This is a genomic window from Sulfitobacter sp. LC.270.F.C4 (assembly GCF_032922545.1).
Taxonomy (GTDB): Bacteria; Pseudomonadota; Alphaproteobacteria; order Rhodobacterales; family Rhodobacteraceae; genus Sulfitobacter; species Sulfitobacter profundi.
Genome location: NZ_CP136685.1, coordinates 50628 through 77401, shown reverse-complemented (window position 1 = coordinate 77401; position 26774 = coordinate 50628). Strand labels below are relative to the sequence as shown.

Genomic DNA, 26774 nt, shown 5'->3' with positions numbered 1-26774 from the left:
CCTATGTTTCAGTCGCCGACAAAAGGTGATCGAGATTGTGCTCGATAAAGGCGGTATGCACGTCACCCGCAACGAAATCATGGTTGCGCAGACATGCGATCAAAAAGTCGCGGTTGGTTGTCGTTCCTTCCACAACAGTGTGCGACAGTGCGGCTATAGCCCGGTCAATTGCTTCCCTACGGTCGACACCTCTCACCACAACCTTAGCGATCATTGGATCATAATACTGAGTGACATCATTACCTTCTCGATAAGCAGCCTCGATGCGCAGGTTCTCAGTCTCTTCGGGAAAACGTAACCGCCTTAATGGTCCAGGAGATGGGAAAAATCGTTTCTTTGGGTTCTCCGCATACAATCGACATTCAATGGACGCGCCCTCAGTGGAGATCGTGTCTTGATGAATTTCGAGGGGTCTCCCGTAAGCCAAATCGATCTGCATCGCTACCAGGTCGACCCCAGTGACCATCTCAGTTACCGGATGCTCCACCTGTATTCTGGTGTTCATCTCGAGAAAGTAAAACTCCTGCGTGGTAGCATCGACGAGAAACTCTACAGTGCCTGCTCCAGCATAATCTGTATGCCGCACCAGCGCGATCGCTGCCGCTTGCATAGACGTGCGGGTTTCGTCACTCAGCCCCGGCGCCGGGCTTTCTTCAATCATTTTCTGGTAGCGCCGCTGCAGCGAGCAGTCGCGTTCGTAGAAGTGTACGCCGTTGCCGTTGCCGAAGCCAAAGACCTGCATCTCTACATGGCGAGCGCGTGGTATGAAGCGCTCCATAAAGACCGCTCCGTCGCCAAAGGCCTTTCCTGCCATAGATTGCGTAGCTTCAACTGTGCTTACTAAATCACCAGCATCTGCGACCAGCTTCATTCCAATACCGCCGCCCCCGGCGGCTGCCTTAACCAGTAGCGGAAACCCAACTTCTTCGGCGGCCGCTTCAATACCGTCCAGATCGCCTTCCGGAAAGCGTTCGCTGCCAGGAACTACGGGTACACCGGCTGCCATGGCGATGCCTCGCGCACGCTGCTTGTCCCCCATCGCTCGGATTGTCTCGGGGGCAGGACCAATCCAGATAGCACCTGCAGCGCGAACATGTTCGGCAAATTCTGCACTCTCCGAAAAGAAACCATATCCAGGATGCACAGAATCGGCGCCGGTATCCTTAAGAACCTCAATGATTTTTGCCGCCTGAAGGTAACTTTCTCTCGGCGAGGCAGGGCCGATCAAGACCGCTTCATCAGCCTCCTCCACGAAGGGCATTCCTGCATCAGCTTCTGAGTACACAGCGACAGAACGCAAGTTGAGCTTGCGGCAAGCGCGAATGACGCGGCGAGCAATCTCGCCGCGATTTGCGATAAGAACCTTCCTTGCCATGATCAATCCACTTCAATGCGCGCCAAGACTTGGCCTTGGGTCACCACAGTCTCTGGCTCAACCAAGATCTCTACGACCTTTCCTTGGTCCGGGGCTTGAACCGGGATTTCCATCTTCATGGACTCAAGGATCATGAGCGGTTCGTCTTCTTCGACGATATCTCCCGCCTTCTTCACTACTTTCCAGACATTTCCAGTGATGTCCGCTACCACATCGACAATCGCCATCAGGTTCCTCCGCATTTCTCTATTGCCCCAACTTATGTGATAGTAGTAGTCTCGGCAACTACTAATTATTAGGAGGAAAGAGTGTGTCGGATAACATAATGAATTGGCTCGGAAAGTCCGTTACTGAGACGCAGAAGGCGGAGCTATGGCCAGGGCGAGGGCTTGCGGCGGTCTTGGACAAGCCGTTCACCGCCGTGCTGGGAGATCCTATCCCACTTCTGGCGCATTGGACTTACTTTACTCCAATGGTTCCACAATCCCGGATCGGTTTTGACGGTCATCCACAGCGTGGGGATTTCATCCCTCCAATTCTTCAGCCACGTCGGATGTGGGCATCGAGCGACATTCACTTCAAGACCCCCATCCGGTTTGGCGACGACGTGACGAAACGAGCCGAGATCACAAAGATTGAAGAGAAAGAAGGTGCCTCTGGTAAGCTGATTTTTCTGGAAATCGTTAACGATTACTCTGTTGATAGCAGACTGTGCCTGAGTGAAACCCAAACAGTAGTTTATCGTGATCCCCCCGCTAAGGATGAGACACCGCGATCAAAACCCGCACCAGAAACCGCCAGTTGGTCAGAGCCGGTTAGCACTCCTACAACGCGTCTGTTTCGCTACTCTGCAGTGACCTTCAATGCACATCAAATCCACTACGATCATCCATACGTCACAGAAGAAGAGGGCTACCCGGGTGTTATAGTTCAGGGCCAGTTTATCGCCACTATGCTGGCAGAAGCGTTCCAGAATGCAAATCCCGGCACTACGCCTCGGCGCTTTTCTTTTCGGGCTATCAAGCCAGTGTTCGCCAATGAGACATTTTGGGCCGAGGGAAAATTGGGGGAGGAACATACGGAACTCTGGGCGCGAGATTCAGCGAATCAACTGAGAATGTCTGCGAAGATTATTCTGTAGAGCCATCTGGCTGGCTACAAAGGAACCCATGAGGTGCCCAACGCCCTCCACTTAGGCGAGGTGGGGGGCGCTTTATGTTTCCGTCTGGGGATTGCCTATTGAACAGCCGTCGGATGCCTCGAACAAGACCGGTCTAAGTGGAAGTAGACTCAACCTGTGCCTTCAGTATGGCTGCAGGTGACCGGTGAAAGCTATTCTCGTCACTTGGAAGGTGACGATGAACTACCGCCGCTACCTTGATCGGTTTTCTCTCGCTTGACGTCGTTGCTGCCCCGAAGGTGTGTCTGGGACGTTCGGTATTTCGAGGTAAGATTAGGGGTTCTGTCCAGAGCATAGCGGCCATGCAGTGAACTACTGTGGCAATCGTCCTATTACAGCCTTAAGTCGATCATCGGGAGGACATAATCATCGGTGGAGACTACAATGGTATATCTTAAGAACATCACGGTGACTGATTTCCCCATCAGATCAGCTTTTCGCAGTTTGCGGAGCTTCTTCGAAGGGGTCTTCGAGATGGGTGTGACAATCCGAGAATTTCAGCACTTAAACGCCCTCTCCGACACCGACTTGGCTAAGATAGGGTTGGCTCGAAAAGACCTTTCTGCCTATATCTTCCGGAACTTTAAGTAGTCTCTGAGTTACTCCCCATCCGTTGAACAGAGCCTGGCGTAAATCAAGCTACTCTTCGCCCTTGCTGGTCGGGGGGCGTTTCTAACTGGATGCGCCGTGCTGAGAATTACAGCGAAAACGGTACCCACCCAATAAGATGGGTATTACCTTTCGTGAATCGGCAAAGCAGAGGAAGCATGCTTGCTGATCTCTGCTCTTGGGATGCGCGGACATCATAAAGATACCCGGCGCAAGATTTTCCGCCATCGCGCGGCTCTCAAAGCGCAACAGGCAGCCGTGGGGAGAGTTTTGGAACGCTGTCGGTTTTGACACGGAGCAGCCTAAGGAGCTCTCGGATGCCGCTCAAGAGGTCGGATTCCCAGCCTCTACGGTGAGCCGCTAATGCTACAAAAATAATTTTTCGGATGACTTTCCCAAGCCGTTAATTTGGACCCGTTTTGGCCGCCATCACCCGGTAATAGCGCCTCTGCGGGCTAAACACCCGCCTGCATATCAAACATGTGGGGCGATATTGTTCGCTTTAAAGGAGGCGCTTTGCGCGAGGGGAATAGCAGGTAATCAAACCTTATTTCTCAGTATGGGGGACCAGACCAAACTATTGGTCATGGAAACGCTTAAAGATATCATCGCTCTTGGGAACGCCGCTGCGAACGCCGGCGAACCCTTAGTAAATAACTGGCCGCAAGTGCGCGGCGCCCTCTTGATGCTCGGAAGGGCTGCTGGCGGCCCTGACAAGGTACAGACATCAACCTTTCATATCCAATTTCCGGCGAGCTTTGACGCACTGTCGACGGATCAACAATCCTTGATCCCAAACCGGCATGTCTATCGGACTGCGCGCGCCCAAGTCTCTCTTCTCTTTTGGCCGTCCGGTGAGATCGAAGATCCGTGGGAGCATCTACGCACGCTAATCCGGCGCTCAGGTCGGGAGGAGATTGAACGGGGTCTGCCCGGCCTTTCGGAACCCGCGAAAGCGGCTGGAATGAACCCGGCAGACATTCGGACTAACTGGGTTTGGTCTCTCGACGCAGAGCGTGGAGTTCTGTCCGATGATCAGCTGCAACGTCGCGCCGAGCGTGAGCGGAAAAAGCAACCAAAGGCTAAGCTCTCATCCTCTGTGCGCCAGCGTCTGCGCCGGGGTGTGACGGTTTTTAATGAATTGTTCGACCTTCCTGAGGTTGCGAAAAGCGGCCTGTTGCCTCCTGATCCAATCGGACCGCCGCCGGACTATGACCGGCAGGGACGGCGAATCTATTCCCTCCCACCGACGCTGGCCCGCTACCAAGCTGCGGCAATTCAAGGGCCTAAAAGCGGTTTGCAACAAGTGTGGCAGGCCATATGTGTTTCGGGTTCCTTCGGTATGCCTAAGGATCCTGTAGCTGACGATCTGCTCATCAAGAATACCTGGAGATTGATCACACAGCTTCCGGAATCGATCACCGGCGTTTCTGACACAACTTGGCACCAGTATGTCAGCCGCGTCCGAAGGGTGCTGTTGCCACATGTGACGCTGCCTGTACCCGAGCACCTGCCTGCATGGCTCAAGGATATGATCGATAGTCGCAAAGAGCGCTTGCCGCTCCAAGCTCTATGGCGGCTCATGTGCGAACGCGACATGGTCGACGCAACGCCGGACGATCTTCTTCATCTGGCTACTTGGCGCGAATTGTGGGGTGATATTCCATCGGGGGTAAAGCGTAGAACTTGGGCAACGTATGAGGGTAAGTCGCGAAAGCTGATGGTAAGCTGCTCCGATGCAGGGGTCGACCCGTACCGAGTTGTGACGCGCGTTTGGACTGAACTTTCGAAGGAAGCGAAGGCAGCCCTGGATCCTATTCGCAGAACAGCCGAACGCGCTCTGATGCGGCCCCTCGACCTCACCTCTGAGTGGGTTTCCGCGCAGGGCCTGGAACCAGCACAGCAAGCTCAGGTCACCGACGCTCTGAGGGAGGTATTCTTCATGTCAGCATTGGTATGCCGCCCCATTCCCGTCTCTGACCCTGCTGAGGTCGCGTGGAGTGCTCTGCGCGCTGCCATGAAAGCCCAAGGCATCAGAACCATGGGGCTCGCCGACATCTCCGGCCCAGCCATTGATGACGGTAAGGCGCCTAACGACCTTAGCTTGGATTGGGGCATCGATGCCGCGACTAAGATGGTTCTACATAAACGAACAAAATTTAGCATGCAGTTGCACAAACTCGATAGCCTGTTGAGCATCCCTGACTTGGCCACAATGCTATACGCAGAGCCTATCGGTCCGCTGCCTGATCTCGCCCGGGGTAGAAAAAATGAACCACCTGTGCAGATCATACGCCAAACGGATGCTGTCACGGCCACGCATAAACGTCGGCCAAGTACGTGCCGCGAGGCTCGTGCTACTGTCCGTAAAGTTTGGAAGGAGGCGACCAGAGTCGGAGCGAACGCCGAGATCAACACACTCGGGGAACTGTTGTTAGCAGCGGGGGCACTCGATCTCGATCAACGAACACGCCGCAAAGCGGCGCGGTTGCAGGAAGACCTCTTGATCCACAAGGAAGCGCTCTAACCAATTGGATTAAAGAGATATAAAGCCGATTTCTCCGCCCCACTAAACTCAAAACCAAAGCTGTGTTAGAGTGGGCCAAGCGGAGGGAGAGCGCTGCGATGACAAACACAACGCCGGATGAATCAGACCCACAGTGGATAGAATGGTTCTCCAAGAAGATGGATGAGGCCAGCCCGGAGGAAGAGGCGTTCTGGAAAAGACGGCAACGTCTCGGGCTTGGGGTTGGCCTCGATGAGGACGGGAGCCTTGTCTATGCCAAAGACCTTCCCGAAGCCAAAAAGACCTCGAAGCCAGAGCCGTAAATAGAGGTGTTTAATAGTGAATTTAAAATCCACTTGTCGGTAGTCAGGCGCTGTCGCTCTCTGACGGCTGGGGCGCAGCGAGTGCCTGCATGCGCTTTGATGGGCCTTTGTAACGCGCCCCTCGGACGAAACCGCCGTTAGCGCGTGCCATATCTGCGTGTGAAACCTGACCAGAGCGAAGTAGTTCTTCATCGCGCGCACGCGCGGCGGCTTTCTCAGCTGCGCGGTCTTTGAACGAAAATCTGGACGCCTTGGGTTTCATGTTGCCTCCCTCGCGTGAAGCTTATCACATCGATGTCGGTTTCTTACTGGGAAACCGGGACACCTGTGGCCAGCCTGTGCCGCACTTGCAGACAGACCTACGCTCGAACTGGTGTTGCGTGATCCCTGGTGGCACTTCGTCAGGTTTGCGCCTCACAGTATTGCCGCATGCCCAGCACCGCACTTCTATGTAGGTGACGCCGAGTGAGAAAAGTTCGTCGGTAATGGTGCTCATCCTGGTAAATTATCAAGCCTATGCCGCTGAAAGAGGGTTTAGGATCCAGCCAGCCAGTAGACGGATACGTAGGTTTCTTTCGGTTTCAAAGTGGCGTTCCCGCGGGAACGCTACTTTACCGCAGTTCGGCATGTCCCTGAGCGCGCATGATATGACGTGCTGCTTTTCCAGGAGCCCCAACCTATGAACCATGACGATAGCGTGCTTCCAGCCAGGAAAAGTGGCGATCAACGCTTCTGCGCACTGGACCTGCCGCTATCTCGCCGCGATCCTCAAAGTAGCGTTCCCGCGGGAACGCCACTTTGAAACACCACCGAATAGTATCGAAGGTTACACGATCACCGTAGATCGTAACCTTCTGACAAATGGTGACGTTACTTGCCAGTACGAAAGCAAGTTGCATAGTTTTTGCGGTTTAAAATGAAGGTACCGCACCAGTTCGGAACCGCTATTAGCACGCGCCATATCAGCGTGTGAAACTTCACCTGATCGAAGGAGTTCTTCATCGCGGGTGCGGCAGCTTTCTCTGTTGCGCGTTCTTTGGATGAAAGGCTGGCACCTTGGGTTTCATGTGGTCTCCATCCTTCGGGCCTATTGCATGGATGTCGATTTTCTCCGGGGAAACCGCGACACTTGCGGCCAGCCTGTGCCGCACTTGCAGACAGTCTATGTCGCTGAAAGAGGGTTTATGATCCAGCCAGCCAATAGACGGATACGTAGGTTTCTTTCAGTTTCAAAGTAGCGTTCCCGCGGGAACGCTACTTTACCGCAGTTCGGCATGTCCCTGAGCGCGCATGTTATGACGTGCTGCTTTTCCAGGAGCCCCAACCTATGAACCATGACGATAGCGTGATCCCAGCCAGAAAAAGTGGCGATCGACGCTTCTGCGCATTGGACCTGCCGCTATCTCGCCGCGATCCTCAAAGTAGCGTTCCCGCGGGAACGCTACTTTGAAACACCACCGAATAGTATCGAAGGTTACACGACCACCGTAGATCGTAACCTTCTGACAAACGCTGCAGCGCACATCTTCCTCGTTGTATTTTCCTGATAAATTATGGGGTTACTTGCCAGCACGAAAGCAAGCTGCATAGTTTTTGCGGTTTGAAATGGATGTTCCTATGGGAACACCTGTTTCAAACACCGGTCCTGCCCCGCGAAGTGGTGTAGGAACTGACCTCAGCCTGCTTCTTCATAACTGGTGTCGCGCGTTCCATGGGGAGTGATCATCGCGTCCGTATCCGGAGGCGTTGCACACCTCAGTCAACACTTCTTTGCGCGAGCAGTTTACTCAAAACTATCGACAACCGATTACTGGCCTTATACTACTTAGTAGCATAAGGCTGAGGTGACCCAAATGAGCGTGAAAGCATCCGTATCCATCAGCGAGGCTCAAGAGGCTTACGCGCGCGACCTCGTGGCCCAGGGGCGCTATGCCACTCTGAGCGCAGTCGTGCAGCAGGGGCTGGAACTCCTGAGAGAACAATCACAAGCGACTGATGCACTACGTGAGCTTCTGGCCAAGCGTCAGGCTGGCACCTTTGTGTCACTTGATGAAGGTGAGCGCCGGACCCAAGACATGATTGCGCGGAAGAAGGCCGAACATGGTCTTTGAAGTCGTTCGTAGCGACGGCGTCGATCACGATCTTGACCTAATCTTCGATTTTCTCATCAAGTCAGTGCAAGAGTTCGGGGAAGATGGCCAACGTGCTTTCAACCTCGCGGAGCAAAGACTGGCCGAGATAGAAAGCGCCATGCGCAGCCTGGGCGAGTCCCCTTATCAGGGGACTCGCCGTCCACATCTGGGCAAGCGCATTCGTAACGTCACGAAGGGTCGCGCCGTCCTCTATTTCGATGTGGATGATCACCAACACCGAGTACGCATTCTTGCGATCTTCTTCGGAGGCCAGGACCACGAAGCACGTATATTAGCCCGCCTACTCAGCGAAGCTTGACTATAATCGGAACAATGTCCGACCCGTTTGGCGAAAACCAGCGCTGATCTTAGGATTACCTGCGCCGGTACGAGGGCGCATTTTCGATAATGCTGAGTAAACCCTCGGGATCACGTGGCCGACCCCGCCTGCTGACGCGGCCCAGGTGGATGAGAATAAATAATGTCAGTTTTGCCCAGGACGATAGGAGCGATCAAGATGATGACTTCGAGCGGGTTCATTCCACCGTCTACACTACCTGAGCCATGTTGATCGCGGCCATCAGGCTGCGGACGTAACCTTGCGCCGAATACGCAAGCTCAGCAGCTCGAGGGTCATCCTCAAACAGTAGTTTTTCTGCTTCCTCGCATAGTTTACTCAAGTGGTATAGCATTTTCATGTCCACGACTCCGCTACGGCGCACAAACTCGCACACGGCAGCTTCCAGTTTAGCGGCATGCTCGTTGTGCTCGTTTGAGATTAGCGGAGCAATTATGGCCAATCTGAACGTAGGGGCGTCAACCGGACGCAGAGTGGTACGGGCATTGTCAGCTCTATTCATCTTCATCATTTCCTTGGTTTTTCGTTACTTCAAGCCATATGGGTTCGCGGACGCGACCGCGGAAATCCAGTTCGGGCTTTCTTGGGAGTAATCGTTTATAAACTATCATTATTGCCGAGGGATGGGCTGTTGAAGAAGTCCGGAACAGCATCAGCACAGCAAATATTGACCTAAGGCAAACATTCTGGCTGGCCCCTCTGGCCGACCCCGAGATCAAGGCCCGTGTCCAATATGTTGCGGAGCTCCTGGGCAGACTGTCACGATAAAGGCGTTGCTGGTGATAGTTGAGTTGAGGGCGCTGCGCGCGAAGTCGGCGGCATGATATGCCGTGATCCACTCAAGGTCGGAATTGGGGTGTCCAGTGGAGTGGTTCAGTTCGCCATGAAAACCAGCCGTCTGTAGTTCCCCAAGCGTATGCTGGAACAGAAATGCGCTACCGCCGTTCGCATCACCGCCACTGCCGATGACCTCGCTGATGAAGGTCTATGCGAGCGTTTCATATCGCTGGCGGGCAATACTCCCGGAATCGCGGACCTGATGGCCGGCAAGGTGTCTAAAAGGGGCCTCAACCTGATCTATATTGGGATATCGCTGACGATCCGATGCGAGCCAGGCAACCTTACAATTGTGGGCGAAGGTTACGCCACGCCCGTATAGCGTAACCTTCGATTCAGCCGGCGATGCTGAAAAATTCCGGCTATCCAACCAAATTCCTTCTCTACCGCACCCAACGGACTCACTTCCTGTTCAACACTGACAGGAGACATCATGACAGACCGGGGCCAAACCCGTCCACAAGCCCAAGGAGCGCGCAAGCTTGATGGCCGTCTTCACAGCGGCGCCCCCCTCACCGCGACGCTCTTGGGCTTCCATCTTGGCGTGGATCGCAACACAGCCACCCGGATCGCCAAAGCCCAGGGCCTCGCACCCGAGGGGAGCACATATCCCTGGCGCCGCATCTGGCAGCAGATCCACGGTATCGAAGGTAGCCAGCTCGCAGGACATCTCGACAAGCTCAAATCCCGCCACCCGAAATCCGCGATCATTGGGGGCATCGAGGATCTCGAAGCCGCGCTGCGCGCGCCGCTGGTCAAGTTCCCCGGCATGGCGATACTGCTCAAAGAACACCCCGACACACTGCGCAAACAGGTCGACCGAGGCGATCGGACCATCCCCTACCCGGCGTTCGACTTCGGCCCTCGCATGCAGCTTTACCGGCCGCTCGACGTGGTGCTCTGGCGCGACGAAGAACTTTTGCTCGACCTGCCGGCTGCCGTGCATGTCGCCCCAAAGCCTCTGCCCGAGCCGGAACAGGATCAGGATCGAACGGCACCAGCACCCAAGGCAAAGGCGATAGCCAAACCTCAGCCTCAAAAGCCGCCAGCCGAACGCAAAAAGGCGATTTTTGGCGGTGCGGTGCGGTCCAAGCGGATCACTGCGGGATAGCCGGAAAAAAGCGATACATCCGTGTTCTTCCGGGAGCGGGAAATATGAGGATGTATCGCTTTTTCTGCGGCTTAGGCGGCAGAATGCGGTTTAAGCGGAAAATTTTGACCCAAATTCACAATACAAGGACTCTCAGATGAAGCACCTCTTCCCCAGCAAGGCTAAGAGCGCCACGCCAGTTCAGGCACCCCCCCAGATGGAGACCATGCAGGACGTGATCGACTACATCGACACACATGGGCCGGCCCACCTGGCCGGACCGTTGAAAACGCTGCGCCGCAACCTGTTTGGGGCACCGCCCCGGACGGTGAAGATCGCGGAGTTCGACACGATGTTCCCAAAGTCGGTGGGCGGTATCCACCCGCGCCCGGACCTCCCTCAGAAGCTCAGTGCCTACAAACCCTGGCGCGAGAAGTGCCGCAACGCCATCAAGAAGGCCACCGGCGCCGAAGCCGAGAAGCAGGAGCTTCGCGCCCGCCAGGACGGCTGGTCCGACCTACTGGGAGCGGCAAACCTGCACACCGCTGCAAATGGTGGCCTGATCCCGAAGCAGTCGATCAGTCCGCTTGCGACCTTCGCCGACATCTGTCGGCGTGCCGGGCTCGAACCTTGGGATTCTGGCAGCCCCCGGAGCCACCGACCGGATCGAAGACGTCCTGCATGCAAAGACCGAGCGCGGGGTGGTGCGCTCTGCGCAAAAATTCCTGAATAGCTTTCGCTTCCTCCCTGAGCTCGGTGCCCTATTGCCGGCTGATCCGGTGCCGGTGCAACCGAGTCTGCGCGACCTCGATGCTCTGCCTGACCACGTCGATGACGTGGTCTTGGCCATGACCCAAAAAGCCAGCACCACGCGCGATCGCACCACTGGCAAGGATGCTGTCCGGGTCGGGAAGCAAGCGCGCGACCGCTACCGGGCCGCGCTGCGCCACCACCTTCGCGCCCTGCCGCACTGCAAGCCCCACCACAACCCGGACCCGCTGATTGACTATCCCAGCCCAATCACAGACCTGACTACTGTCAATGACGTCGAGGGGCTGTTTGCCGTCGATCACCTCAGCGCGTCACTGCGGCGCACCGAAGAGGTCGAGCACTTGCCCGGCACGCTCAGCCAAGCCTCGGCCTACGCCTATTACAACAACATCCTCGTGATCCTGAGCCGCAACGGGCTGCTCGATGACGAGACGGCCGAGATCATCAAGAGCAGTGAGTTTTACCAGCAGGGCAAAGAGTTGGCGGATGGCATGCGTCCCGCGACCGCGCACTGGTGTCAAAACCTTATCGCTGATCCGACCAAAGAGCGCCGCTTCCGGAATCTTCACCGACTGATGAAACGCGACGCCGAGGCGATCATCGCCGATGCAAAGGGCCGCGAAATGACCCGCACCGAAATCGAACGCGCTCGATCCCTCGGCACCTGCGCCGCAGCCTCAGCCATCGAATGGTCCGGGGCCCCTATCCGTATGGCCAACTGCTTGGGCCTGCGCCTCCACGGCAGCCGCAAGAACTTCTTCGTACCAGGCCAGAAAAGTGCGTCCTACGAGTTCTACCTGCCCAAGGAGGAAACCAAATCCGGGGGAGAAGTGGCCCCAATTGAACTGAATGCCGATCTGCATGGCCCCGAGGTGCTCGACTGGTATCTCGAAACGATCCGCCCGCTGTTCCCACATGCGGAGGACAACATTTATCTCTTCCCTGCCGTCGCGAATGCCGGCCGCCCCCTGGGCAAAGGCACCTTCGACGCCTGGTTCCAACGTGCCTCAGGCGAAGTCGGGCTGCACATGTCCTTCCACAGGTGGCGCCATGGCTATGCAACGCTCCTGCTCGACACGAGTTGGTCAAATCTCAAGGTGGCGGCGGACATGCTTGGAAACACCATGTCGGTCTGTGAGTCCAACTACGCTTGGATTAACAAAAAGCAGCTGCACAAAGACGGCCAAGCAATCATTGCGGAGCGTAGCCGCCAAAAAGAAGCTGAGATCATTGAGGGGCGCGTATGACCTCTCGCCACATCCTCCTGCGCAAACCGCACATGGAACGGCTTTGTCATGTTGTTGACGCGGCCCGGCTGCACGCATAGCCATCGGGCATGATCAGCCAAGTTTCACAGCCGCGTCTGAAGGGCTTCCGGTTCCCTCGGTCCATCATCTCTTATGCCATCTGGGCGTACCATCGGTTTGGCCTGAGCCTGCGCGATGTCGAGGATCTATTGGCGGAACGGGGCGTAATAGTCTCGTATGAAAGCATCCGGGTGTGGTGCCAGCGGTTCGGAACGCAGCTAGCGGCCAAGATCCGTCGCGATCGCCCGGTTCCCGCCGACAAATGGCACCTGGACGAAGTCGTGATTTCAATTCGAGGGCGAAAACATTGGCTTTGGCGAGCGGTCGACGCTAACGGAGACGTACTGGAGATCCTGATGCAAAGCCGCAGAAATGCCCATGCCGCCAAGCGTTTCCTGATGAAGTTAATGAAGCGATGGGGTGTGCCACGCGTCCTCGTGACGGACAAACTGCGCAGCTATGGCGTGGCCGTCCGTGACCTTTGCCCAAGCGTAGATCATCGATCCCACAAGGGTTTGAACAACCGATCAGAGGCGTCGCATCGACACACACGACGAAGAGAAAAAATCATGGGTCGTTTCAAATCCCCACGCCAGGCGCAGCGTCTTCTATCCGTCCATGATCAGACCGCGACCATCTTCCGACCAAAACGCCACCGCCTTTCCGCAGCACCCTACCGCCAATCTCGGGCTGACGCGTTCAGCCTGTGGAACAACTATGCGGCTGAAATGGCTGCTTGAACGGGGCGCGGTTCCTGGTCTCGTCCTGACAAAACAACCTGACAAAGCCGTTCACACATCTACGGACAGGGGCACCGCCGAAGGATCGGATTGGCTTGCTGAATGTGCTGCTTTCGGAAGGCTTGAATCTTGGATTGAGCAAGATGGCTAAGGCGAGTAATTCGCATGGGTTTTGGGAATTGATGCGTATTTCGCGGTGGCACATTGAAAGTGAAGCCTAGGCTCCAGACCCATTAATCCGCTTGAGGCTGCCAAGCTTGCATGATTCAAACTCCCAAAATCTGGGGGCATTATGAGCAATCTTTACTGGCTGACGGACGAACAAATGGCGCGGCTTCGGCCGTTCTTTCCAAAGAGCCATGGCAAGCCACGCGTGGATGACAGGCGCGTTCTGAGTGGAATAATATTCATGAATCGCAATGGCTTGCGGTGGTCCGACGCGCCGAAGGAATACGGCCCGGCAAAGACCCTCTACAACCGATGGAAGCGGTGGGGCGACATGGGCGTCTTCGCGAGGATGATGGAGGGGTTGGCCTCTGAGGCGACAGTTCCGAAGATGGTAATGATCGACGCGACCTATCTCAAAGCACACCGCACGGCTTCGAGCCTTGGGTTGAAAAAGGGGGGCGCGGTCGCCTGATTGGCCGAACAAAGGGCGGCATGAACACCAAGTTGCATGCCGTCACAGATGAAAACGGCCGCCCGATCAGCTTCTTCATGAGCGCAGGCGAGGCCAGCGATTATACTGGTGCAGCGGCATTGCTGAACAGTCTTCCTCCTGCGCAATGGCTTCTGGCCGACAGAGGTTATGATGCCGACTGGTTCCGTGAAGGCTTGCAAAACAAGGGCATAAAGCCGTGCATCCCTGGCCGGAAGTCGCGAGCAAAGCCCGTCAAATACGACAAGCGTCGATACAAACGTCGTAACAGGATCGAAATTATGTTTGGTCGCCTGAAGGATTGGCGCCGGGTTGCCACTCGCTACGACAGATGCCCGAAGGTCTTCCTCTCAGCCATCGCACTCGCCGCGACCGTCTTGTTCTGGCTTTGATCATCAATGAGTCTGGAGCCTACGGACGGGCGCTTGCGAATATCGTGGACGCTCAGGCCAAACTACCTATGGCGTAGTTCTGGGGCATGGGGATAACCGCATCCAGCGACGATCAGTTCTTTCCAACCACCCGACAAGGCGAGGCGATGAATCTGATCAATGCCAAATACGGAAATGAGCCGGTGCTGAAAGCCTACACGCATGTTTCGGACCAGTTTGCGCCGTTTGCATCTCAGACCATTCCGGCCACGGTCAGCGAGGCAGCTTACATCCTTGATGGGTTGCTGAACAATGATGTCGGCAAACGGATCAAGGAACAATATGCGGACACAGGCGGCTTCACTGATCACCTCTTTGCGGTCACGTCGATCCTGGGCCATCGGTTCATTCCGCGCATCTGGGATCTGCCATCAAAGCGGCTTTATGTGTCCGATGCCGGAGGAACGCCACAGAACCTTAAAGGAATGATTGGCGGCAAAATCCGCGAAGGCCTGATCGCGTCAAACTGGCCTGACATTCTCAGGATTGCAGCCACAATGACGGCGGGGACGGTCGCGCCAAGCCAAATCCTCCGCAAGCTGGCTTCGTATCCACGCCAGAACGATCTCGCGTTGCTTTGAGGGAAGTCGGCCGTGTCGAACGCACATTGTTCATGCTGGATTGGGTACTCAACGCGGATATGCAGCGGCGAGTGCAGATCGAATTGAACAAAGGTGAGGCGCATCACGCGCTGAAGAATGCTCTGCGCATCGGCAGGCAGGGCGAAATACAAGACCGCACGACCGAAGGACAGCACTATCGTATGGCGGCGCTCAATCTGCTGGCGGCCATCGTCATATACTGGAACACCGCCCGGCTCGGTGAGGCGGTGGTGCAGCGCCAAGACGCGGGCCTGCCTATTCAGCCTGACCTCCTTGCGCATACATCGCCACTCGGGTGGGCGCACATTCTGCTGACAGGAGAATACAAATGGCCAAAAAAAATGATACGCAGGACAGCGGACCTTGGCTACGAGGCGCATGGACTCACACAGTGCGGACAAACCAAACTTATGCAGTTGCGGCTATTGCTGACGCAGCATCGCTATGCAACTGCGGCAAACATGCCGTTCGACATCTGCGCATATCCTGGAAGCAGTCATTGGATTTTGCCTGGGCTGATGCGAAGTGTATGGTTTCGTCCTCATCTATTTGACTGTCGAAAAGCTCTGCTTACTCACAGAATTGAGTTTGCCTAGATTGGAGGAGGTGTAATTAGTTCAGATGTTCGACATCATTCGCCGCGTCATTCAGTGGCTCGTCCGAAGCATCCTCATAGAGCGCGGCAAACAGCGCGAAGGCGACGGCCGCCGCTATGCCCGCCAACGGGATCCAATGCCATTTTTTCGATTTCTCGAAGTCCGGTTCCTGGTTCGACATATTGCACCTCCAAAAAAACGATCTGGCCGGGCGATGCGAAGAGCGCCCGGCCAAAGGGATCAGTCGTCGATCGAAATCGGGCTGACCAGCGGGCCGCCATCGACAACCACCGGCTTGTCGTTCGCAACGCTTCCGGGTCCGAATTCGTAGACGCCGAGTTCGCCATCATCGACGTGCAACATCGCGATGACTTTGTCTCCGTCATAGTCACCGGTCAGCGGAACGTAGACATTTTCGGTCATGCCAGCCTTGACATAGGTATGCCCGATCGAGGCCGGAACGACCGGCTTGCCGTCCTTGATTGCGTGGATCACGACCCAACCATCCGCGGCGGCGGTCACGGACTTGACCACGACGGCGTGGCTCAGTTCCTGCTCTGCGGTTTCGAGCGCGTTGGACACGTGGCCGTCAGCGAGGGCGACGGACGCAGTGGCGGTCAGGACCGCGATTGTGGCGATAACTTTCTTCGTAGCGTTCATGAGAACTCTCCTTTGAATTCGGTTGGAGCGCCGCTTTGGGCGGAGCTTGCAAGGTTCACGACCGACAGCCTGGAACCCTTCCCAAGTTTTTGTTCACGAACCCGTGATCGACAATTTTCAAAAGATTTCCGGGAATAATCCGGCGACCGCGCGCGTTACTTATGTGAATGCATGCAAACGGAGGCAGCGTGCCGACCCATCACGCCCTTGCCCAAGAGGCCGACGCCATGAAGCGGTACGCGATCACGCTGACGCGCGACGTGCACACCGCCGATGACCTGGTGCAGGATTGCATGGAACGAGCCTTGCGCAAGTGGACGCTGCGGCGCGCAGGTGTCCCCCTGCGGGCCTGGCTGTTCACGATGATGCGCAATCTGCATGTTGATGGGTGGCGGCAGGCGAAACGACGTCAGACGGAATTGCTTGAGACCATGACATCACCGCCCGCGATACCGCCGACCCAGGAAAACCATGTCGAGTTGAACCGGTTGTTGGCGCGCGTCATGTCTCTGCCCGACGATCAGCGTGTGGCTTTGATACTGGTCAGCGTTGAAGGCTTCACCTACCGAGAGGCCGCTCAGACGCTTGGCGTCCCAGAAGGCACGATCCTGAGCCGCGTAAGCCGGGCCCGCGCCGCTTTGCGCGGGGCAACGGCTGAGACGGCCCCAAGACTGAGGAGCGTGACATGACAAGCGCGCCGAAGGATATTCGTGAAGAGGATCTTGTCGCCTACGTGGACGACGCCTTGCCGCCTGATCGGAGAAAACAAGTCGAAGCCTATCTGAATGACACACCAGAAGCCGCCCGTCGGGTGGAAGCCGACATGGCCATCGCCCGCGATCTGCGCCATGCCTTTGCGGGGCTGGTTGCCGATCATCCGATGGCGACGCTGCCGGTTGCCGAACGGCGCAGGCACATGCCGTTGGCATGGGTTGCGTCAGTTGCGATGGCGCTGATGATAGGCGGTACGGCAGGTTGGGTCCTGCGCCCCGACACAGCCCCGCAGCCGATGTCGGGCCTTGTGGCCGAAGCCTTCGCCGCACATCGCACTTTCGTTGTCGAGGTCGCGCACCCGGTCGAGGTCGGGGCGGAGAACAAGGGCCATCTGGCCACTTGGCTGACCAATCGGCTGGATCGTCCGTTTGCTATCCCCGACCTGCGTGTCGTGGGTCTGTCGCTGGTCGGTGGGCGGCTCCTTCCCTCGCCCACCGAACCAGCGGCACAATTGATGTACGAAGACGGCAACGGTCAGCGCCTGACGCTCTATCTGCGACGCGGCAGCGAAGGCGATCCAAGTTTCCGATTTGCCGAAACGGCCACCGAGCAGGCGTTCTACTGGAGCGACACCGAGTTCGCCTACGCCCTGACCGGTGCTTTGCCGCGCGCGCGCCTTCTGGAAATCGCTCATTTGCTGCAGGCTCAGTTCGAGGATCCAGGCGCGCCAACCTGATCTCACGGAAGCGTGATCATAAATTCGGGAAGGGTTCTGGATGTCGGCGCGTCAGTCTTGTGAAGGCCGCCCGCAATCGGTGGAGGCCGATCCACGACCCTGACAGGAGATACCATGCGACTGACAACGCTTTTCACCACCACAATCCTTGCCGCCGCCCCGGCATTCGCCGACACCGCAGCCGACCGCCGCGGTGATACCGCGTTCAACGATCCATCTATCGAACACGCGCCGCAAGACGGCGTCGTAAAGCTTTACGGCGCGGGTGGTCCGCACACGGCATTCCGCAAGGTCGCAGCCGTCTTTGAAGAGCAGACGGGAACCTCCGTCGAAGTGATCGCGGGCCCGGAATCGAAATGGACCGCAGACGCCCAGGCCGACGCCGACATTCTTTGGGGCACATCCGAGCAGTCGATGACAGCCTTCCTGCTGACCTACACGGCCTTCGATCCCGCGAAAGTCGAGCCGATCTACCTGCGGCCGACCGTGATCGCAGTGAAGGCCGGCAACCCGCTGAACATTGATGACTTCGATGACCTTCTGGCCGACGGGGTGCGGGTTGTCGTGACCGAGGGCGCAGGGGTCTACAACACCTCCGGCACTGGCACATGGGAAGACGTAGCGGGCCGTTTGGGGAGCCTCGATGACATCTCCGACCTGCGACGCAATATCGTGGCCTATGCGCTTGGATCGGGTGCCTCCTATGGGGTCATCTCAAACGGTGATGCCGACGCTTGGATCACCTGGCCCAATTGGCCGATCACAAAGGACGACCTCGACATGGTCGAACTGTCTGCGGATCGTGTGATCTACCGCGACGTGAATGTCGTGCTTTCGCCCGATGCCGATCCGGAGGCGCAAGCCTTCCTTGACTTCCTCATCACGGATGAAGCGCAGGAACTCATGGCAACCGAAGGCTGGCAGCGATAGTGCGGTTGATCCGACAACTTTCGCAACATGCGGAATAAACCAACATGATTGGACGTTTTGTCTTTAGGCCCCGCTGCTTAGCCGGGGCCTAAAGGACTTTCGGAACATGAGTTGCTTGATGACACAGCCCTGATTGCCCGGTGACGCCGAACGGACTTCAGTCCTCCCCGCAAGGCCGAACACCGGTTCACGGTCTGCGCCCTGTTCCTGACCCGGAAGTTTTATTTTCGTGAGCTTTTCGCCATCGGAGCGGCGACCGTCTGAGCTGTCGCAGCGGCGTGTTTCTCAGATATAGAAATAGGACGGTACCAGCGTCGAAGTCGCTGCTGCCGTGGTTCAGCTATCTGGAAGTCGCGCGATGGCGGGCATCTATTTCCGGACAAACCGCGTTGCCGTGCGGTTTCTCAATTACGTGGCGCCGACTGCGCTGACACGGCACCTGACCGCATCCATCGATCTTGATCCGTCGCAACGTTCTGACCCTGCCCCTCGGTTGAATACAACATACGGGTCTTCCCAGGGACTTTCGGCGGTGGTTATTCTTGTATTGCGCGACGGCTCCTACGCTTTTCCATCCGACAACCCTGCCGGTTATAGCTCTGATCTGTTGGCGCAGCCTCCGGGAGCCGTGCGCCCCCCATATCCAACTGACTGAGCATCGGAACTGCACGACCCCAATTACCAAAATGGGTTATCCGGCAAGCAGAGCGACCGCACAAGCGGGCACCGTCCTTTGGCCAGCCGACCCGGCCACGTGCATCCACTTATTTGGAGCTTCGCGAATATTTTTTCGTTCCGCGGGAATAAAATGCACCCTCAACACGTTAGTTACGCATGGAGCTGCTGCATACCGTGGAGTGCAAATGCTTCGAACCACGGGAGGAAAGACATGAAAATCATAGAAAAAGTAAAGCGTCGGCATTTCCTGATAGGATCAGCGGGCACGATGGTGGCTGCTGCAGTCGGGGCACCGGGGATGGCGCAATCAGACGGGGAGCCGTTGCCAGATTACGTCGCATGGAAAGACGCCGAGGACATGATCGTCCATTCCAAGCAGACGCTTGAGACGAAGCGCGCCGCGCAAGGTTCGGAGCTGATCACGCCCAGTACCGAGCTTTACATACGCAATAACCTGCCCGCCCCACCCGACGAGATCGTCGCAGATCGCGATGCCTGGGAGGTCGAGATCGACGGGGTCGCGAACCCGGGTAAGATGACTGTGGGCGAGATGAAGACGCTCGCGGTCGAAACCGTGGTTTGTGTGCTGCAATGCTCGGGCAACGGGCGCGCTTTTTTCGATCATGAAACCAGCGGCTCGCAGTGGTCGGTTGGTGCTGCGGGCAACGTGGTGTGGACCGGCGTGCCGGTGCGCGCCGTGATTGACGCGATGGGCGGCGCGAATGCGGGCGCCGTGTTCCTGACCGGTACAGGTGGCGAAGAGATCCCCGAAGGTCTTCCACCCGAGACGATCCAGGTCGAACGGTCGGTTCCAAAGGTCGCGATGGATCAGGCTATCCTGGCGTGGGAGATGAACGGTGAGCCTTTGCCACTCGCCCATGGAGGCCCCCTGCGGCTGGTGATTCCGGGGTATTATGGCGTGAACAACGTCAAGTATCTCAAACGTCTGGCAATGACGGCCGAGGAATTGCCCAATAAAATCCAGCAAACCGGCTATCGCGTGCGCTCCGTGGGGGTAAAGGGCGATCCCTCTCAGCCGTCGATGTACGAGATGGCCGTCAAATCCTGGATCACCGGCCCTCTGATGGATGCGGCGACCGGCAAGGTGCAGGTCCACGGCGTCGCCATGGGCGGTGTCAGCGGTCTGGACAAGATCGAGGTGTCCACCGACGGGGGGCAAAACTGGGCAGAAGCGCAGTTCCTTGGCCCGGACCTTGGCCCCTATGCATGGCGGCCATTCGTGCTGATCACGGAGCTGTCCGAAGGCACACATATGCTGGCGAGCCGTGCCACCAACGAAGCAGGCGATACCCAACCCGAGATTTTTCCGCCCAACGAACGGGGTTATGGCAATAACGGCTGGCGCGCCCATGCCGTCGACGTGACCGTCAGCTGAGCTGACTGACCGGCGGCATCCTCTGCCACCGGTTTGACAACAAAAAAACCGGAGACATGAACATGACCACCCGAACGACGCCACGACTCGGCGGCGCAGTTTTTCTTGCCTTGATGGCCGGTGCTGCGAGCGCCGAGGCTGATCTGGATGCGGGCCGTAAGATATTCACTGAAACCGCGCAACCCGCCTGCGCCCTTTGCCACGCGCTGAAAGATGTGGGTTCGGAGGCCGAGATCGGCCCCAACCTTGATGAATTCAAACCGACAGTCGATCAGGTGCGCGCAGCCGTGACCAGTGGAATCGGAGTCATGCCAGCCTTTTCGGAAACGCTGACCAAGGAAGAAATCGAAACGGTTTCGAAATACGTGGCCCAGGTCACGGGAGGGTCGGAGACTGCAACCGGCACAGATGCCGCTACTGAAGCGACAGATTCCGCAGATGCGGAGGAGGTTGAAACTCCCGGCGCTGAGATCCTTGCGCAGGGCGACCCGGCTGCCGGCGAAAAGACGTTCAGGAAATGCAAGGCTTGCCATACGGTAGACGAAGGTGGGTCCAATCGTGTCGGTCCCAACCTTTATGGTATCGTCGGGGCACCCGTGGCAACGGTCGACGGCTTTCGCTATTCCGACGCGCTGGTTGAATACGGGGGCGATTGGACACCTGATCGGCTTGCCGCGTTTCTTGCAAATCCCCGGAAAGAAGTGCGTGGCACCAAGATGGGGTTCAGTGGCCTGCGCAAGGCGCAGGATCAGGCCGATGTCATTGCCTATCTTGACAGCTTGACGGACACCGCAAAAACCAACTGACCTAGCCGACGCAGGACCGTGCCGTCCGGGTTGCCTCCGAAAGCGACGCCATCACGCTTTCGGAAACACGTTCGCGGGTTTCAAGCATCAGATAACTGGCGATGGCATCGAACCGCGTGCGGTCCATCCCTGTCGCGACAACTATATGACGAAGGTGATCCCCGGACAGCCAGGTTGCGATCTGCTGACCGGGTGTGTCGTTGCCCTCTGGGGAAACGAACGCGCCGCGAAAATAGGTCAACCTGCATCCATTCTGACCCGCGTAATGCATGACTTCGCCGTTGTCCGATGTGCGGAAGGCAACAGCCGTCAGGTTTGCGACGGACAGGTCGGGTACGCCCACCGCACCGCCTGTCGCGGCGGGCCGCAGATCGGCGGTTTCGACGTCATACATCTCAGCGGCCAGTTCAGCGTGAATGTCAAAAGCTGTCGGGGTGGCAACAAAAGCGGGTCCGAATACCACAGCCAAGGCAATTCCCGCAGCGACAGCACCGCCCGCCAGCCAGCGCCGGGGGTGCCAGCTACTATTTGCGGCACTAGTTTCCGGCATAGATTCCGAATGCACGAGGTCCGGTCGCAAGGCCGCCAAGCTGACGGACACGTTCCGCACGTCCTCAAGCGCTGCGGCAAGCGCGGGCTCGGATGCAGGCCGCCCCTCGAATGCGCGCATGTCGGCCGCGCACAACTCACCATCGTGGTAAGCGTTGACCTGTTCCCAGTCCTTGTCGTTCAGTTCATTCATGTCTTCCGCGTCACTTCCTGCTTTGCCGTTTCGGCCCCATCGACGATTTCCAGCAACGCCTTGCGGGCACGGCTGATCCGGCTCATCACCGTTCCGTTCGGCACATCCATCACTTTCGCCGCCTCGGCGTACTTCAACCCCATGATATCAACGAGGCACAGAACCTCGCGGGTCTCGGGCGGCAGTTTCTTAAAGGCCAGCCGGATCAACACATCCCGCGCGGTGTCCGACGCACCCGCTTCATTGGATAGACGTTTTTCGGCCGCGAAATATTCCCGACGCACGCGCCTTTTTCTCAGCTCATCGTAATGCAGGTTGCGAATGACACGGAACATCCAGGGCCGTAGTTCCCCGATCGGGTCTGGCCTCCCACCTGATCGCAGCCCCCGTTCCACAGCATCCTGAACAAGATCTTCAGCCTCGTCGCGGGAATGGCAAATGGCTATCGCATAGGCCCGAAGTTCAGGCAATAGGATTTCAATGGAGGTCAGCTGCGCCATGACGAACCGTACCGCGTTTGCAGGTGGGGTCAAAGCAAACAAGGAGCGCTGGAAAAGTCCGGTCAGAGCTTGAAATAAATTCATACCGTCGCATATGCGAATGTATGAAGGTAAAGCAGATGCAAGAAAACGCGGACAAGGCTGAGGCGCTGCTCAAGGCGATGGCCAGCCGGAATCGCCTGATGATCTTGTGTACGCTTGTCGAAGGCGAAAGGTCGGTCGGCGCACTCGCAAAGGCCCTTGGGGTGCGCGAAAGCGTGATTTCCCAGCATCTCGGGCTTTTGCGCCGCGACGGGTTGGTGCAAGGGCGGCGGGATGGGCAGACGATCCACTATGCGCTTGCGGGCGAAAACGCAAAGCGTCTGCTGACCACCCTTTACCAAATTTTCTGCACCGACGACGCGGACGCCCCGGAACCCGATGACTGACAGACGCGCCCCCATCTGACACCCCAACCAAAACGAGGCATTATGACGATCACACGCCACAGCCCGTCCAACGGCCCTACCTCTCCGGATGTCTGGGGGCTTTATGAAGAGGAAACGGGATCCATCCAGTATGTCGCTGCCTGCCCCGCGACCGGGCAGGCCGCGCTGATCGACGTGGTTCTGGACTTTGATCCGAAGGCCGCATCCACTTCGACAGACAGCGCAAAGGCTGTACTGGATCTGGTCAATCGTGAGGGGCTGGAGGTGGCGATGATCCTCGACACCCACCCCCATGCCGACCACATGACCGCCGCCGCGTGGTTGAAGGAGGAGACCGGCGCGCCGACGGCGATCGGTCAGAAGGTCACTGAAATCGCGGCCATCTGGCGCGATCTTTACAACCTGCCGGACGCATTTGATCCGGCGCGGTGTTTTGACCGGATGTTTGCCGAGGGCGAAACCTTTGCCATCGGCGATCTGTATTTCCAAGTGATGCTCTCCCCCGGCCATACCCTCGGCTCGGTCACCTATGTCGCGGGCGATGCGGCCTTTGTGCATGACACGCTGATGTATCCCGACAGTGGCACGGCGCGCGCCGATTTCCCGGGCGGCACGACGGAGGAGCTTTGGGCGTCGATCCAATCCATCCTTGCCCTGCCCGATACCACCCGGCTTTTCGGGGTCTGATACCGGAGAGTGCAGGATCGTACGTTAAGCCCCTTGGTTTACTGTTTTGGCCACCTGTATTCGCCTGTGAGGAGGATATGTGCCCATCCGAGGGGTGAGGTATGTGCCAGTAGCATTGGTGAGCAATCCAACCCGTCGCGTTTTCGTGCGGCGACAGCTTGACCAAGGTGTTTGCTGTTCCAGTGGATGACGATGGCGGCGAGGAGGTTGAGGCCTGCCATGCGGAAGTGCTGACCTTCGGCGGTGCGGTCGCGGATTTCACCTTGGCGACCGATGCGGAGGGCGTTTTTCAGGGCGTGGTGTGCTTCGCCTTTGTTTAGCCCGATCTGAGCGCGGCGCTGCATGTCGGCGTCAAGTAGCCAGTCGATGATGAACAGCGTCCGTTCAACGCGTCCGATTTCTTTGAGGGCTTCGGCCAGCTCATGCTGGCGGGGATAGGCTGAAAACTTTCGCAGCAGTTGACTGGGCGGCATGACGCCCGCGACCATGGTAGCGGCACTGCGCAGGATGTCGGGCCAGTTGGTGGTGATGATGCTTTGCCTGACCTTGCCACCAATCAGGCCTTTCAGTTCCTTCGGGACAGCACTTGGATCGAAGACATAGAGCCGCTTGGAGGGCAGATCACGGATGCGCGGAATGAACTGGAAGCCCAGAAGGGCTGTGACGGCGAAGACATGATCGGTGAAGCCGCCGGTGTCAGCATATTGTTCGCGGATATTTCTGCCGGTCTCATTCATCAGCAGGCCATCGAGGATGTAAGGGGCCTCGCTCACGGTCGCCGGGATGGTTTGAGTGGCAAAGGGGCCGAACTGATCGGAAACATGGGTATAGGCTTTCAGCCCCGGTTCATTGCCATATTTGGCGTTGATCAGGTTCATTGCCTCACCTTGACGTGTGGTTGGAAAGAACTGCCCGTCGCTGGAGGCGGTGGTGCCGCCACCCCAGAAACGGGCCATGGGCAGGGTGGATTGCGCCGCGATCACCATGGCCAAGGCGCGGTTCAGCGCGTCGCCTTCAACATGCCACCGTGAGATGCGCGAGAGCTGGGAATAATCATGGGTGCTGGTGGCTTCGGCCATCTTGCTGAGGCCGAGGTTCAGGCCTTCCGCCAGCAGCACGGTCAGCAGTCCGATCCTGTCAGTGCAAGGTGCTCCGGTGCGTATATGGGTGAAGGCTTCCGTGAAGCCTGTGGCATTGTCCACCTCCAGAAGCAGATCGGTGATCCGCACATCGGGCAACCTTTTGTATAAATCCAGAACAAGTTCATGGGCCTCGGCGGGCACTGCGGCGGTGAGCCTGTCGATCTTCAGCATTCCGTCCTCAATAGAGCCACCCGGAATTGCCCCGGCACGGGCAGCGCGTGCCAAGCGTTTCAGTCCCTCAATCATACGGGTTTTGCGATCTCCCAGCCAATCCGCCGGGTCGAAGGGCACTGCCAATCTGGGTGTGGCCCGCGCCTCTGCTATTGGCACCAGCGCCTGCTTCAGGTCGGCATAGCGCCGGGACTGCACCAACCAGATATCGCCGGAGCGAAAGGCATCGCGCAGATGGAACAACACGGCGACTTCCCAAAGCCGATGGTCATCGGGGGGCTGCGCATGAAGGTGCTGGTGCCATTTGGAACTGCGGCGCAGAAAGGTTGTTGGCCGAACGGTCTCTTGTCCGCCCTTTGCGACAAGCCGAGTAGCTTCGACCAAAGGTTCGGCGACCGATGCTGCCTGAATATCGAGCGCCCTCAACATGCGCGGCGCGTAGCGCCGGAACCGATGATAGCCTTGGGCGACATGGGCCAAGGGATTGGCAGCCATTGTACTGGTCAACTGCATCGCCGTGGCGACAAGTCCTTCCAGATCACGCCAACCGCAGGCGGTCGTAACCGCGCTCTCAAGGGGTGCGCCATCGCCATGCGCTTCCAGGAGAGCGGCCCCCAAGCCTGAGAAAGAACGAAGTGTGTCCTGCAATGCTGCTTTGGCGCCGGTAATCTGCACATCACATAACCTCTTGGCATCGCGCCAGGTTTTACCCACGATCCGATCATGGGTCTCAATCACTGCATCAGCTATCGCAGCCTGCCATTCCACAGCACAGACGGTCATGATCGCCCACCGCCGATCGCTGGAAATGTCGCGCAAATCATCCGAGAAATATCGTTCGCCTTGGCGACGAAGTCGGGTGATCCGGTGGGGTGGAACGCCATCAAGGGCAGCGGTCGCAAGCCCGAGACCTTGCAGAAACTCCAACCGGTCCAGCAGGCGGTTCGCGTCTGCCGAGTTCTTGCCAACCTCAAATTGGCGCAACCAGACAAAACGGCTGACCCGGTCATCGACGTCTTCCGAAAGCAGGGCATCCAGCCTGCCTCTCATGGGCGCGTCGAGACGGTCGGCGATGCGCGTTTCCATCCGACGTTCGGCGGCGACAAGCGCATCAGCGCAGAGCCGTTCGATCACCGACACCCCGGGCAGAATGGTCTGGCTCCGGCGGCATTCTGTCACGAACCGACGCGCCAGCTCCTCATTAGAGCGCGCAACCTCAGCCTCAGTTTCAAGCCAAACCTTCAGGTCGCGGGCACCACGTCCGGTAAACATCTTGTAGCCATAGATCGCTCTAAGCTCGATCAGATGATCCCGCCGAGTCTCTTCGCGGACGGCGTAGCCCTCCAACTCAACCGCTTGCATTCCCAGCTGAGCCGCGATGAACCTGATCGCTTTTTCTGGGATGACCTCTCCAGCCGTCAGGAGGCGGCCGGGGTGTCGAAACGCGCAAAGCTGAAGGGCAAACCCAAGCCGGTTTTGTGATCGTCTTCGCAGACGAACATGTTCGATGTCATCATCGGCCAACGTGTAATGGTGAAGTAGTGCCGCTTCACTGGTTGGCAGATCAAATAGTGTCGCGCGCTGGCGCTCGGTCAGAATGGTGCGATGCGCCATGCTTCTTTTGCTTTCATGGGAGGTATTGAGTATATTTATTTATGATATGAGATAA

The 26774-nt window shown here is 57.5% G+C and carries 24 protein-coding genes and 3 pseudogenes; 19 read left to right on the top strand and 8 right to left on the bottom strand.

All coding sequences use genetic code 11. The annotated features are described in order from the left end of the window. Position 1: 1 nt before the first annotated feature. Complete coding sequence (locus R1T45_RS00420; RefSeq protein WP_317388909.1) at positions 2 to 1375, bottom strand: acetyl/propionyl/methylcrotonyl-CoA carboxylase subunit alpha; 1374 nt, start codon at positions 1373 to 1375, stop codon at positions 2 to 4. 2 nt (positions 1376 to 1377) lie between these two features. Next, complete coding sequence (locus R1T45_RS00415; RefSeq protein WP_317388908.1) at positions 1378 to 1602, bottom strand: acetyl-CoA carboxylase biotin carboxyl carrier protein subunit; 225 nt, start codon at positions 1600 to 1602, stop codon at positions 1378 to 1380. Positions 1603 to 1700: 98 nt separating this feature from the next. On the opposite strand from R1T45_RS00415, the gene R1T45_RS00410 reads away from it, so the two are divergent. From R1T45_RS00410 to R1T45_RS00390, 5 genes are all read left to right on the top strand, one after another. After that, positions 1701 to 2516 carry a MaoC family dehydratase N-terminal domain-containing protein gene (locus R1T45_RS00410; protein WP_317388907.1) on the top strand — a complete coding sequence of 272 codons (816 nt, stop codon included), beginning with the start codon at positions 1701 to 1703 and terminating at the stop codon, positions 2514 to 2516. Positions 2517 to 3750: 1234 nt separating this feature from the next. Then, positions 3751 to 5691, top strand: a complete 1941-nt coding sequence (locus tag R1T45_RS00405; RefSeq protein ID WP_317388906.1) for a hypothetical protein — start codon at positions 3751 to 3753, stop codon at positions 5689 to 5691. A 98-nt stretch (positions 5692 to 5789) separates the two neighbouring features. Then, positions 5790 to 5993, top strand: coding sequence for a hypothetical protein (locus R1T45_RS00400; RefSeq protein WP_317388905.1), 204 nt, complete (start codon positions 5790 to 5792; stop codon positions 5991 to 5993). 1853 nt (positions 5994 to 7846) lie between these two features. Then, positions 7847 to 8104: a type II toxin-antitoxin system ParD family antitoxin gene (locus R1T45_RS00395; RefSeq protein WP_317388904.1), complete on the top strand. Its 258-nt coding sequence runs from the start codon at positions 7847 to 7849 to the stop codon at positions 8102 to 8104. Beyond that, the gene (locus tag R1T45_RS00390; RefSeq protein WP_317388903.1) at positions 8094 to 8444 is read left to right on the top strand and encodes a type II toxin-antitoxin system RelE/ParE family toxin; all 351 of its coding nucleotides are present in this window, start codon (positions 8094 to 8096) and stop codon (positions 8442 to 8444) included. Before R1T45_RS00395 ends, R1T45_RS00390 begins: the two co-directional genes overlap by 11 nt. A 229-nt stretch (positions 8445 to 8673) precedes the next feature. Here R1T45_RS00390 and R1T45_RS00385 read toward each other — a convergent pair whose 3' ends face one another. Continuing rightward, positions 8674 to 8985 (bottom strand): hypothetical protein, encoded by a 312-nt coding sequence (locus R1T45_RS00385; RefSeq protein WP_317388902.1) that lies wholly within the window; start codon positions 8983 to 8985, stop codon positions 8674 to 8676. 768 nt (positions 8986 to 9753) lie between these two features. Here R1T45_RS00385 and R1T45_RS00380 point away from each other — a divergent pair. The 7 genes and pseudogenes from R1T45_RS00380 to R1T45_RS00350 form a co-directional block, all read left to right on the top strand. Then, entirely contained in the window at positions 9754 to 10431 is a 678-nt protein-coding gene (locus tag R1T45_RS00380) for a hypothetical protein (RefSeq protein ID WP_317388901.1), read from the top strand. A gap of 136 nt (positions 10432 to 10567) precedes the next feature. After that, positions 10568 to 11143 (top strand): hypothetical protein, encoded by a 576-nt coding sequence (locus tag R1T45_RS00375; RefSeq protein WP_317388900.1) that lies wholly within the window; start codon positions 10568 to 10570, stop codon positions 11141 to 11143. After that, a complete protein-coding gene (locus R1T45_RS00370; protein ID WP_317388899.1) occupies positions 11115 to 12428 on the top strand; it encodes a hypothetical protein in 1314 nt (437 codons plus the stop codon). Before R1T45_RS00375 ends, R1T45_RS00370 begins: the two co-directional genes overlap by 29 nt. Positions 12429 to 12517: 89 nt before the next feature. Continuing rightward, positions 12518 to 13228: an IS6 family transposase gene (locus tag R1T45_RS00365; protein ID WP_183530917.1), complete on the top strand. Its 711-nt coding sequence runs from the start codon at positions 12518 to 12520 to the stop codon at positions 13226 to 13228. Between the two features lie 41 nt (positions 13229 to 13269). Further along, positions 13270 to 13446: pseudogene (locus tag R1T45_RS00360) on the top strand (Tn3 family transposase); the annotation flags it as partial. A gap of 74 nt (positions 13447 to 13520) precedes the next feature. Beyond that, a protein-coding gene (locus R1T45_RS00355; RefSeq protein WP_093734042.1) for an IS5 family transposase occupies positions 13521 to 14278 on the top strand; the annotation gives its coding sequence in 2 pieces (ribosomal slippage) (positions 13521 to 13839 and positions 13839 to 14278; 759 coding nt in all). 8 nt (positions 14279 to 14286) lie between these two features. Next, positions 14287 to 15260, top strand: a pseudogene (locus tag R1T45_RS00350) (Tn3 family transposase); the annotation flags it as partial. A 271-nt stretch (positions 15261 to 15531) separates the two neighbouring features. On the opposite strand, the gene R1T45_RS00345 reads toward R1T45_RS00350, so the two are convergent. Together R1T45_RS00345 and R1T45_RS00340 are read right to left on the bottom strand one after the other, a co-directional pair. Next, positions 15532 to 15696 carry a hypothetical protein gene (locus R1T45_RS00345; RefSeq protein ID WP_156178419.1) on the bottom strand — a complete coding sequence of 55 codons (165 nt, stop codon included), beginning with the start codon at positions 15694 to 15696 and terminating at the stop codon, positions 15532 to 15534. Positions 15697 to 15755: 59 nt separating this feature from the next. Beyond that, complete coding sequence (locus tag R1T45_RS00340) at positions 15756 to 16175, bottom strand: hypothetical protein (protein ID WP_053079185.1); 420 nt, start codon at positions 16173 to 16175, stop codon at positions 15756 to 15758. 188 nt (positions 16176 to 16363) lie between these two features. On the opposite strand from R1T45_RS00340, the gene R1T45_RS00335 reads away from it, so the two are divergent. The 5 genes from R1T45_RS00335 (at position 16364) to R1T45_RS00315 (ending at position 21435) form a co-directional block, all read left to right on the top strand. Then, positions 16364 to 16864: a sigma-70 family RNA polymerase sigma factor gene (locus tag R1T45_RS00335; RefSeq protein ID WP_317388897.1), complete on the top strand. Its 501-nt coding sequence runs from the start codon at positions 16364 to 16366 to the stop codon at positions 16862 to 16864. Then, the gene (locus tag R1T45_RS00330; RefSeq protein ID WP_047997998.1) at positions 16861 to 17625 is read left to right on the top strand and encodes an anti-sigma factor family protein; all 765 of its coding nucleotides are present in this window, start codon (positions 16861 to 16863) and stop codon (positions 17623 to 17625) included. Before R1T45_RS00335 ends, R1T45_RS00330 begins: the two co-directional genes overlap by 4 nt. Positions 17626 to 17739: 114 nt before the next feature. Then, positions 17740 to 18555: an extracellular solute-binding protein gene (locus tag R1T45_RS00325; RefSeq protein WP_047997999.1), complete on the top strand. Its 816-nt coding sequence runs from the start codon at positions 17740 to 17742 to the stop codon at positions 18553 to 18555. 889 nt (positions 18556 to 19444) lie between these two features. After that, positions 19445 to 20629 carry a sulfite oxidase gene (locus tag R1T45_RS00320; protein WP_317388896.1) on the top strand — a complete coding sequence of 395 codons (1185 nt, stop codon included), beginning with the start codon at positions 19445 to 19447 and terminating at the stop codon, positions 20627 to 20629. Between the two features lie 62 nt (positions 20630 to 20691). After that, positions 20692 to 21435, top strand: a complete 744-nt coding sequence (locus R1T45_RS00315; RefSeq protein ID WP_047998135.1) for a c-type cytochrome — start codon at positions 20692 to 20694, stop codon at positions 21433 to 21435. 1 nt (position 21436) lies between these two features. On the opposite strand, the gene R1T45_RS00310 is transcribed toward R1T45_RS00315, so the two are convergent. Together R1T45_RS00310 and R1T45_RS00305 are read right to left on the bottom strand one after the other, a co-directional pair. Then, on the bottom strand, positions 21437 to 22177 hold the full coding sequence (locus tag R1T45_RS00310; RefSeq protein ID WP_047998001.1) for a hypothetical protein: 741 nt from the start codon (positions 22175 to 22177) through the stop codon (positions 21437 to 21439). Then, the gene (locus R1T45_RS00305) at positions 22174 to 22761 is read right to left on the bottom strand and encodes an RNA polymerase sigma factor (RefSeq protein ID WP_244148446.1); all 588 of its coding nucleotides are present in this window, start codon (positions 22759 to 22761) and stop codon (positions 22174 to 22176) included. The genes R1T45_RS00310 and R1T45_RS00305 overlap by 4 nt, the downstream gene beginning before the upstream one ends. Positions 22762 to 22796: 35 nt before the next feature. Here R1T45_RS00305 and R1T45_RS00300 point away from each other — a divergent pair, with 35 nt between their 5' ends. Then, positions 22797 to 23105: an ArsR/SmtB family transcription factor gene (locus R1T45_RS00300; RefSeq protein ID WP_231582200.1), complete on the top strand. Its 309-nt coding sequence runs from the start codon at positions 22797 to 22799 to the stop codon at positions 23103 to 23105. 42 nt (positions 23106 to 23147) lie between these two features. Further along, positions 23148 to 23783: pseudogene (locus tag R1T45_RS00295) on the top strand (MBL fold metallo-hydrolase); the annotation flags it as partial. Positions 23784 to 23830: 47 nt separating this feature from the next. Here the strand turns inward: R1T45_RS00295 and R1T45_RS00290 are convergent. Beyond that, complete coding sequence (locus R1T45_RS00290; RefSeq protein ID WP_090270728.1) at positions 23831 to 26719, bottom strand: Tn3 family transposase; 2889 nt, start codon at positions 26717 to 26719, stop codon at positions 23831 to 23833. Positions 26720 to 26774 lie beyond the last annotated feature (55 nt).

What these genes read in the sequence shown, in the direction of transcription:
- R1T45_RS00410 (WP_317388907.1), top strand. Translation starts at nt 1,701, where the DNA reads ATGAATTGGCTCGGAAAGTCCGTTACTGAGACGCAGAAGGCGGAGCTA.
- R1T45_RS00290 (WP_090270728.1), bottom strand. Translation starts at nt 26,719, where the DNA reads ATGGCGCATCGCACCATTCTGACCGAGCGCCAGCGCGCGACACTATTT.
- R1T45_RS00380 (WP_317388901.1), top strand. Translation starts at nt 9,754, where the DNA reads ATGACAGACCGGGGCCAAACCCGTCCACAAGCCCAAGGAGCGCGCAAG.
- R1T45_RS00345 (WP_156178419.1), bottom strand. Translation starts at nt 15,696, where the DNA reads ATGTCGAACCAGGAACCGGACTTCGAGAAATCGAAAAAATGGCATTGG.
- R1T45_RS00320 (WP_317388896.1), top strand. Translation starts at nt 19,445, where the DNA reads ATGAAAATCATAGAAAAAGTAAAGCGTCGGCATTTCCTGATAGGATCA.
- R1T45_RS00415 (WP_317388908.1), bottom strand. Translation starts at nt 1,602, where the DNA reads ATGGCGATTGTCGATGTGGTAGCGGACATCACTGGAAATGTCTGGAAA.
- R1T45_RS00400 (WP_317388905.1), top strand. Translation starts at nt 5,790, where the DNA reads ATGACAAACACAACGCCGGATGAATCAGACCCACAGTGGATAGAATGG.
- R1T45_RS00300 (WP_231582200.1), top strand. Translation starts at nt 22,797, where the DNA reads ATGCAAGAAAACGCGGACAAGGCTGAGGCGCTGCTCAAGGCGATGGCC.
- R1T45_RS00330 (WP_047997998.1), top strand. Translation starts at nt 16,861, where the DNA reads ATGACAAGCGCGCCGAAGGATATTCGTGAAGAGGATCTTGTCGCCTAC.
- R1T45_RS00310 (WP_047998001.1), bottom strand. Translation starts at nt 22,177, where the DNA reads ATGAATGAACTGAACGACAAGGACTGGGAACAGGTCAACGCTTACCAC.
- R1T45_RS00375 (WP_317388900.1), top strand. Translation starts at nt 10,568, where the DNA reads ATGAAGCACCTCTTCCCCAGCAAGGCTAAGAGCGCCACGCCAGTTCAG.
- R1T45_RS00395 (WP_317388904.1), top strand. Translation starts at nt 7,847, where the DNA reads ATGAGCGTGAAAGCATCCGTATCCATCAGCGAGGCTCAAGAGGCTTAC.
- R1T45_RS00385 (WP_317388902.1), bottom strand. Translation starts at nt 8,985, where the DNA reads ATGAATAGAGCTGACAATGCCCGTACCACTCTGCGTCCGGTTGACGCC.
- R1T45_RS00365 (WP_183530917.1), top strand. Translation starts at nt 12,518, where the DNA reads ATGATCAGCCAAGTTTCACAGCCGCGTCTGAAGGGCTTCCGGTTCCCT.
- R1T45_RS00325 (WP_047997999.1), top strand. Translation starts at nt 17,740, where the DNA reads ATGCGACTGACAACGCTTTTCACCACCACAATCCTTGCCGCCGCCCCG.
- R1T45_RS00405 (WP_317388906.1), top strand. Translation starts at nt 3,751, where the DNA reads ATGGAAACGCTTAAAGATATCATCGCTCTTGGGAACGCCGCTGCGAAC.
- R1T45_RS00340 (WP_053079185.1), bottom strand. Translation starts at nt 16,175, where the DNA reads ATGAACGCTACGAAGAAAGTTATCGCCACAATCGCGGTCCTGACCGCC.
- R1T45_RS00315 (WP_047998135.1), top strand. Translation starts at nt 20,692, where the DNA reads ATGACCACCCGAACGACGCCACGACTCGGCGGCGCAGTTTTTCTTGCC.
- R1T45_RS00390 (WP_317388903.1), top strand. Translation starts at nt 8,094, where the DNA reads ATGGTCTTTGAAGTCGTTCGTAGCGACGGCGTCGATCACGATCTTGAC.
- R1T45_RS00305 (WP_244148446.1), bottom strand. Translation starts at nt 22,761, where the DNA reads ATGAATTTATTTCAAGCTCTGACCGGACTTTTCCAGCGCTCCTTGTTT.
- R1T45_RS00420 (WP_317388909.1), bottom strand. Translation starts at nt 1,375, where the DNA reads ATGGCAAGGAAGGTTCTTATCGCAAATCGCGGCGAGATTGCTCGCCGC.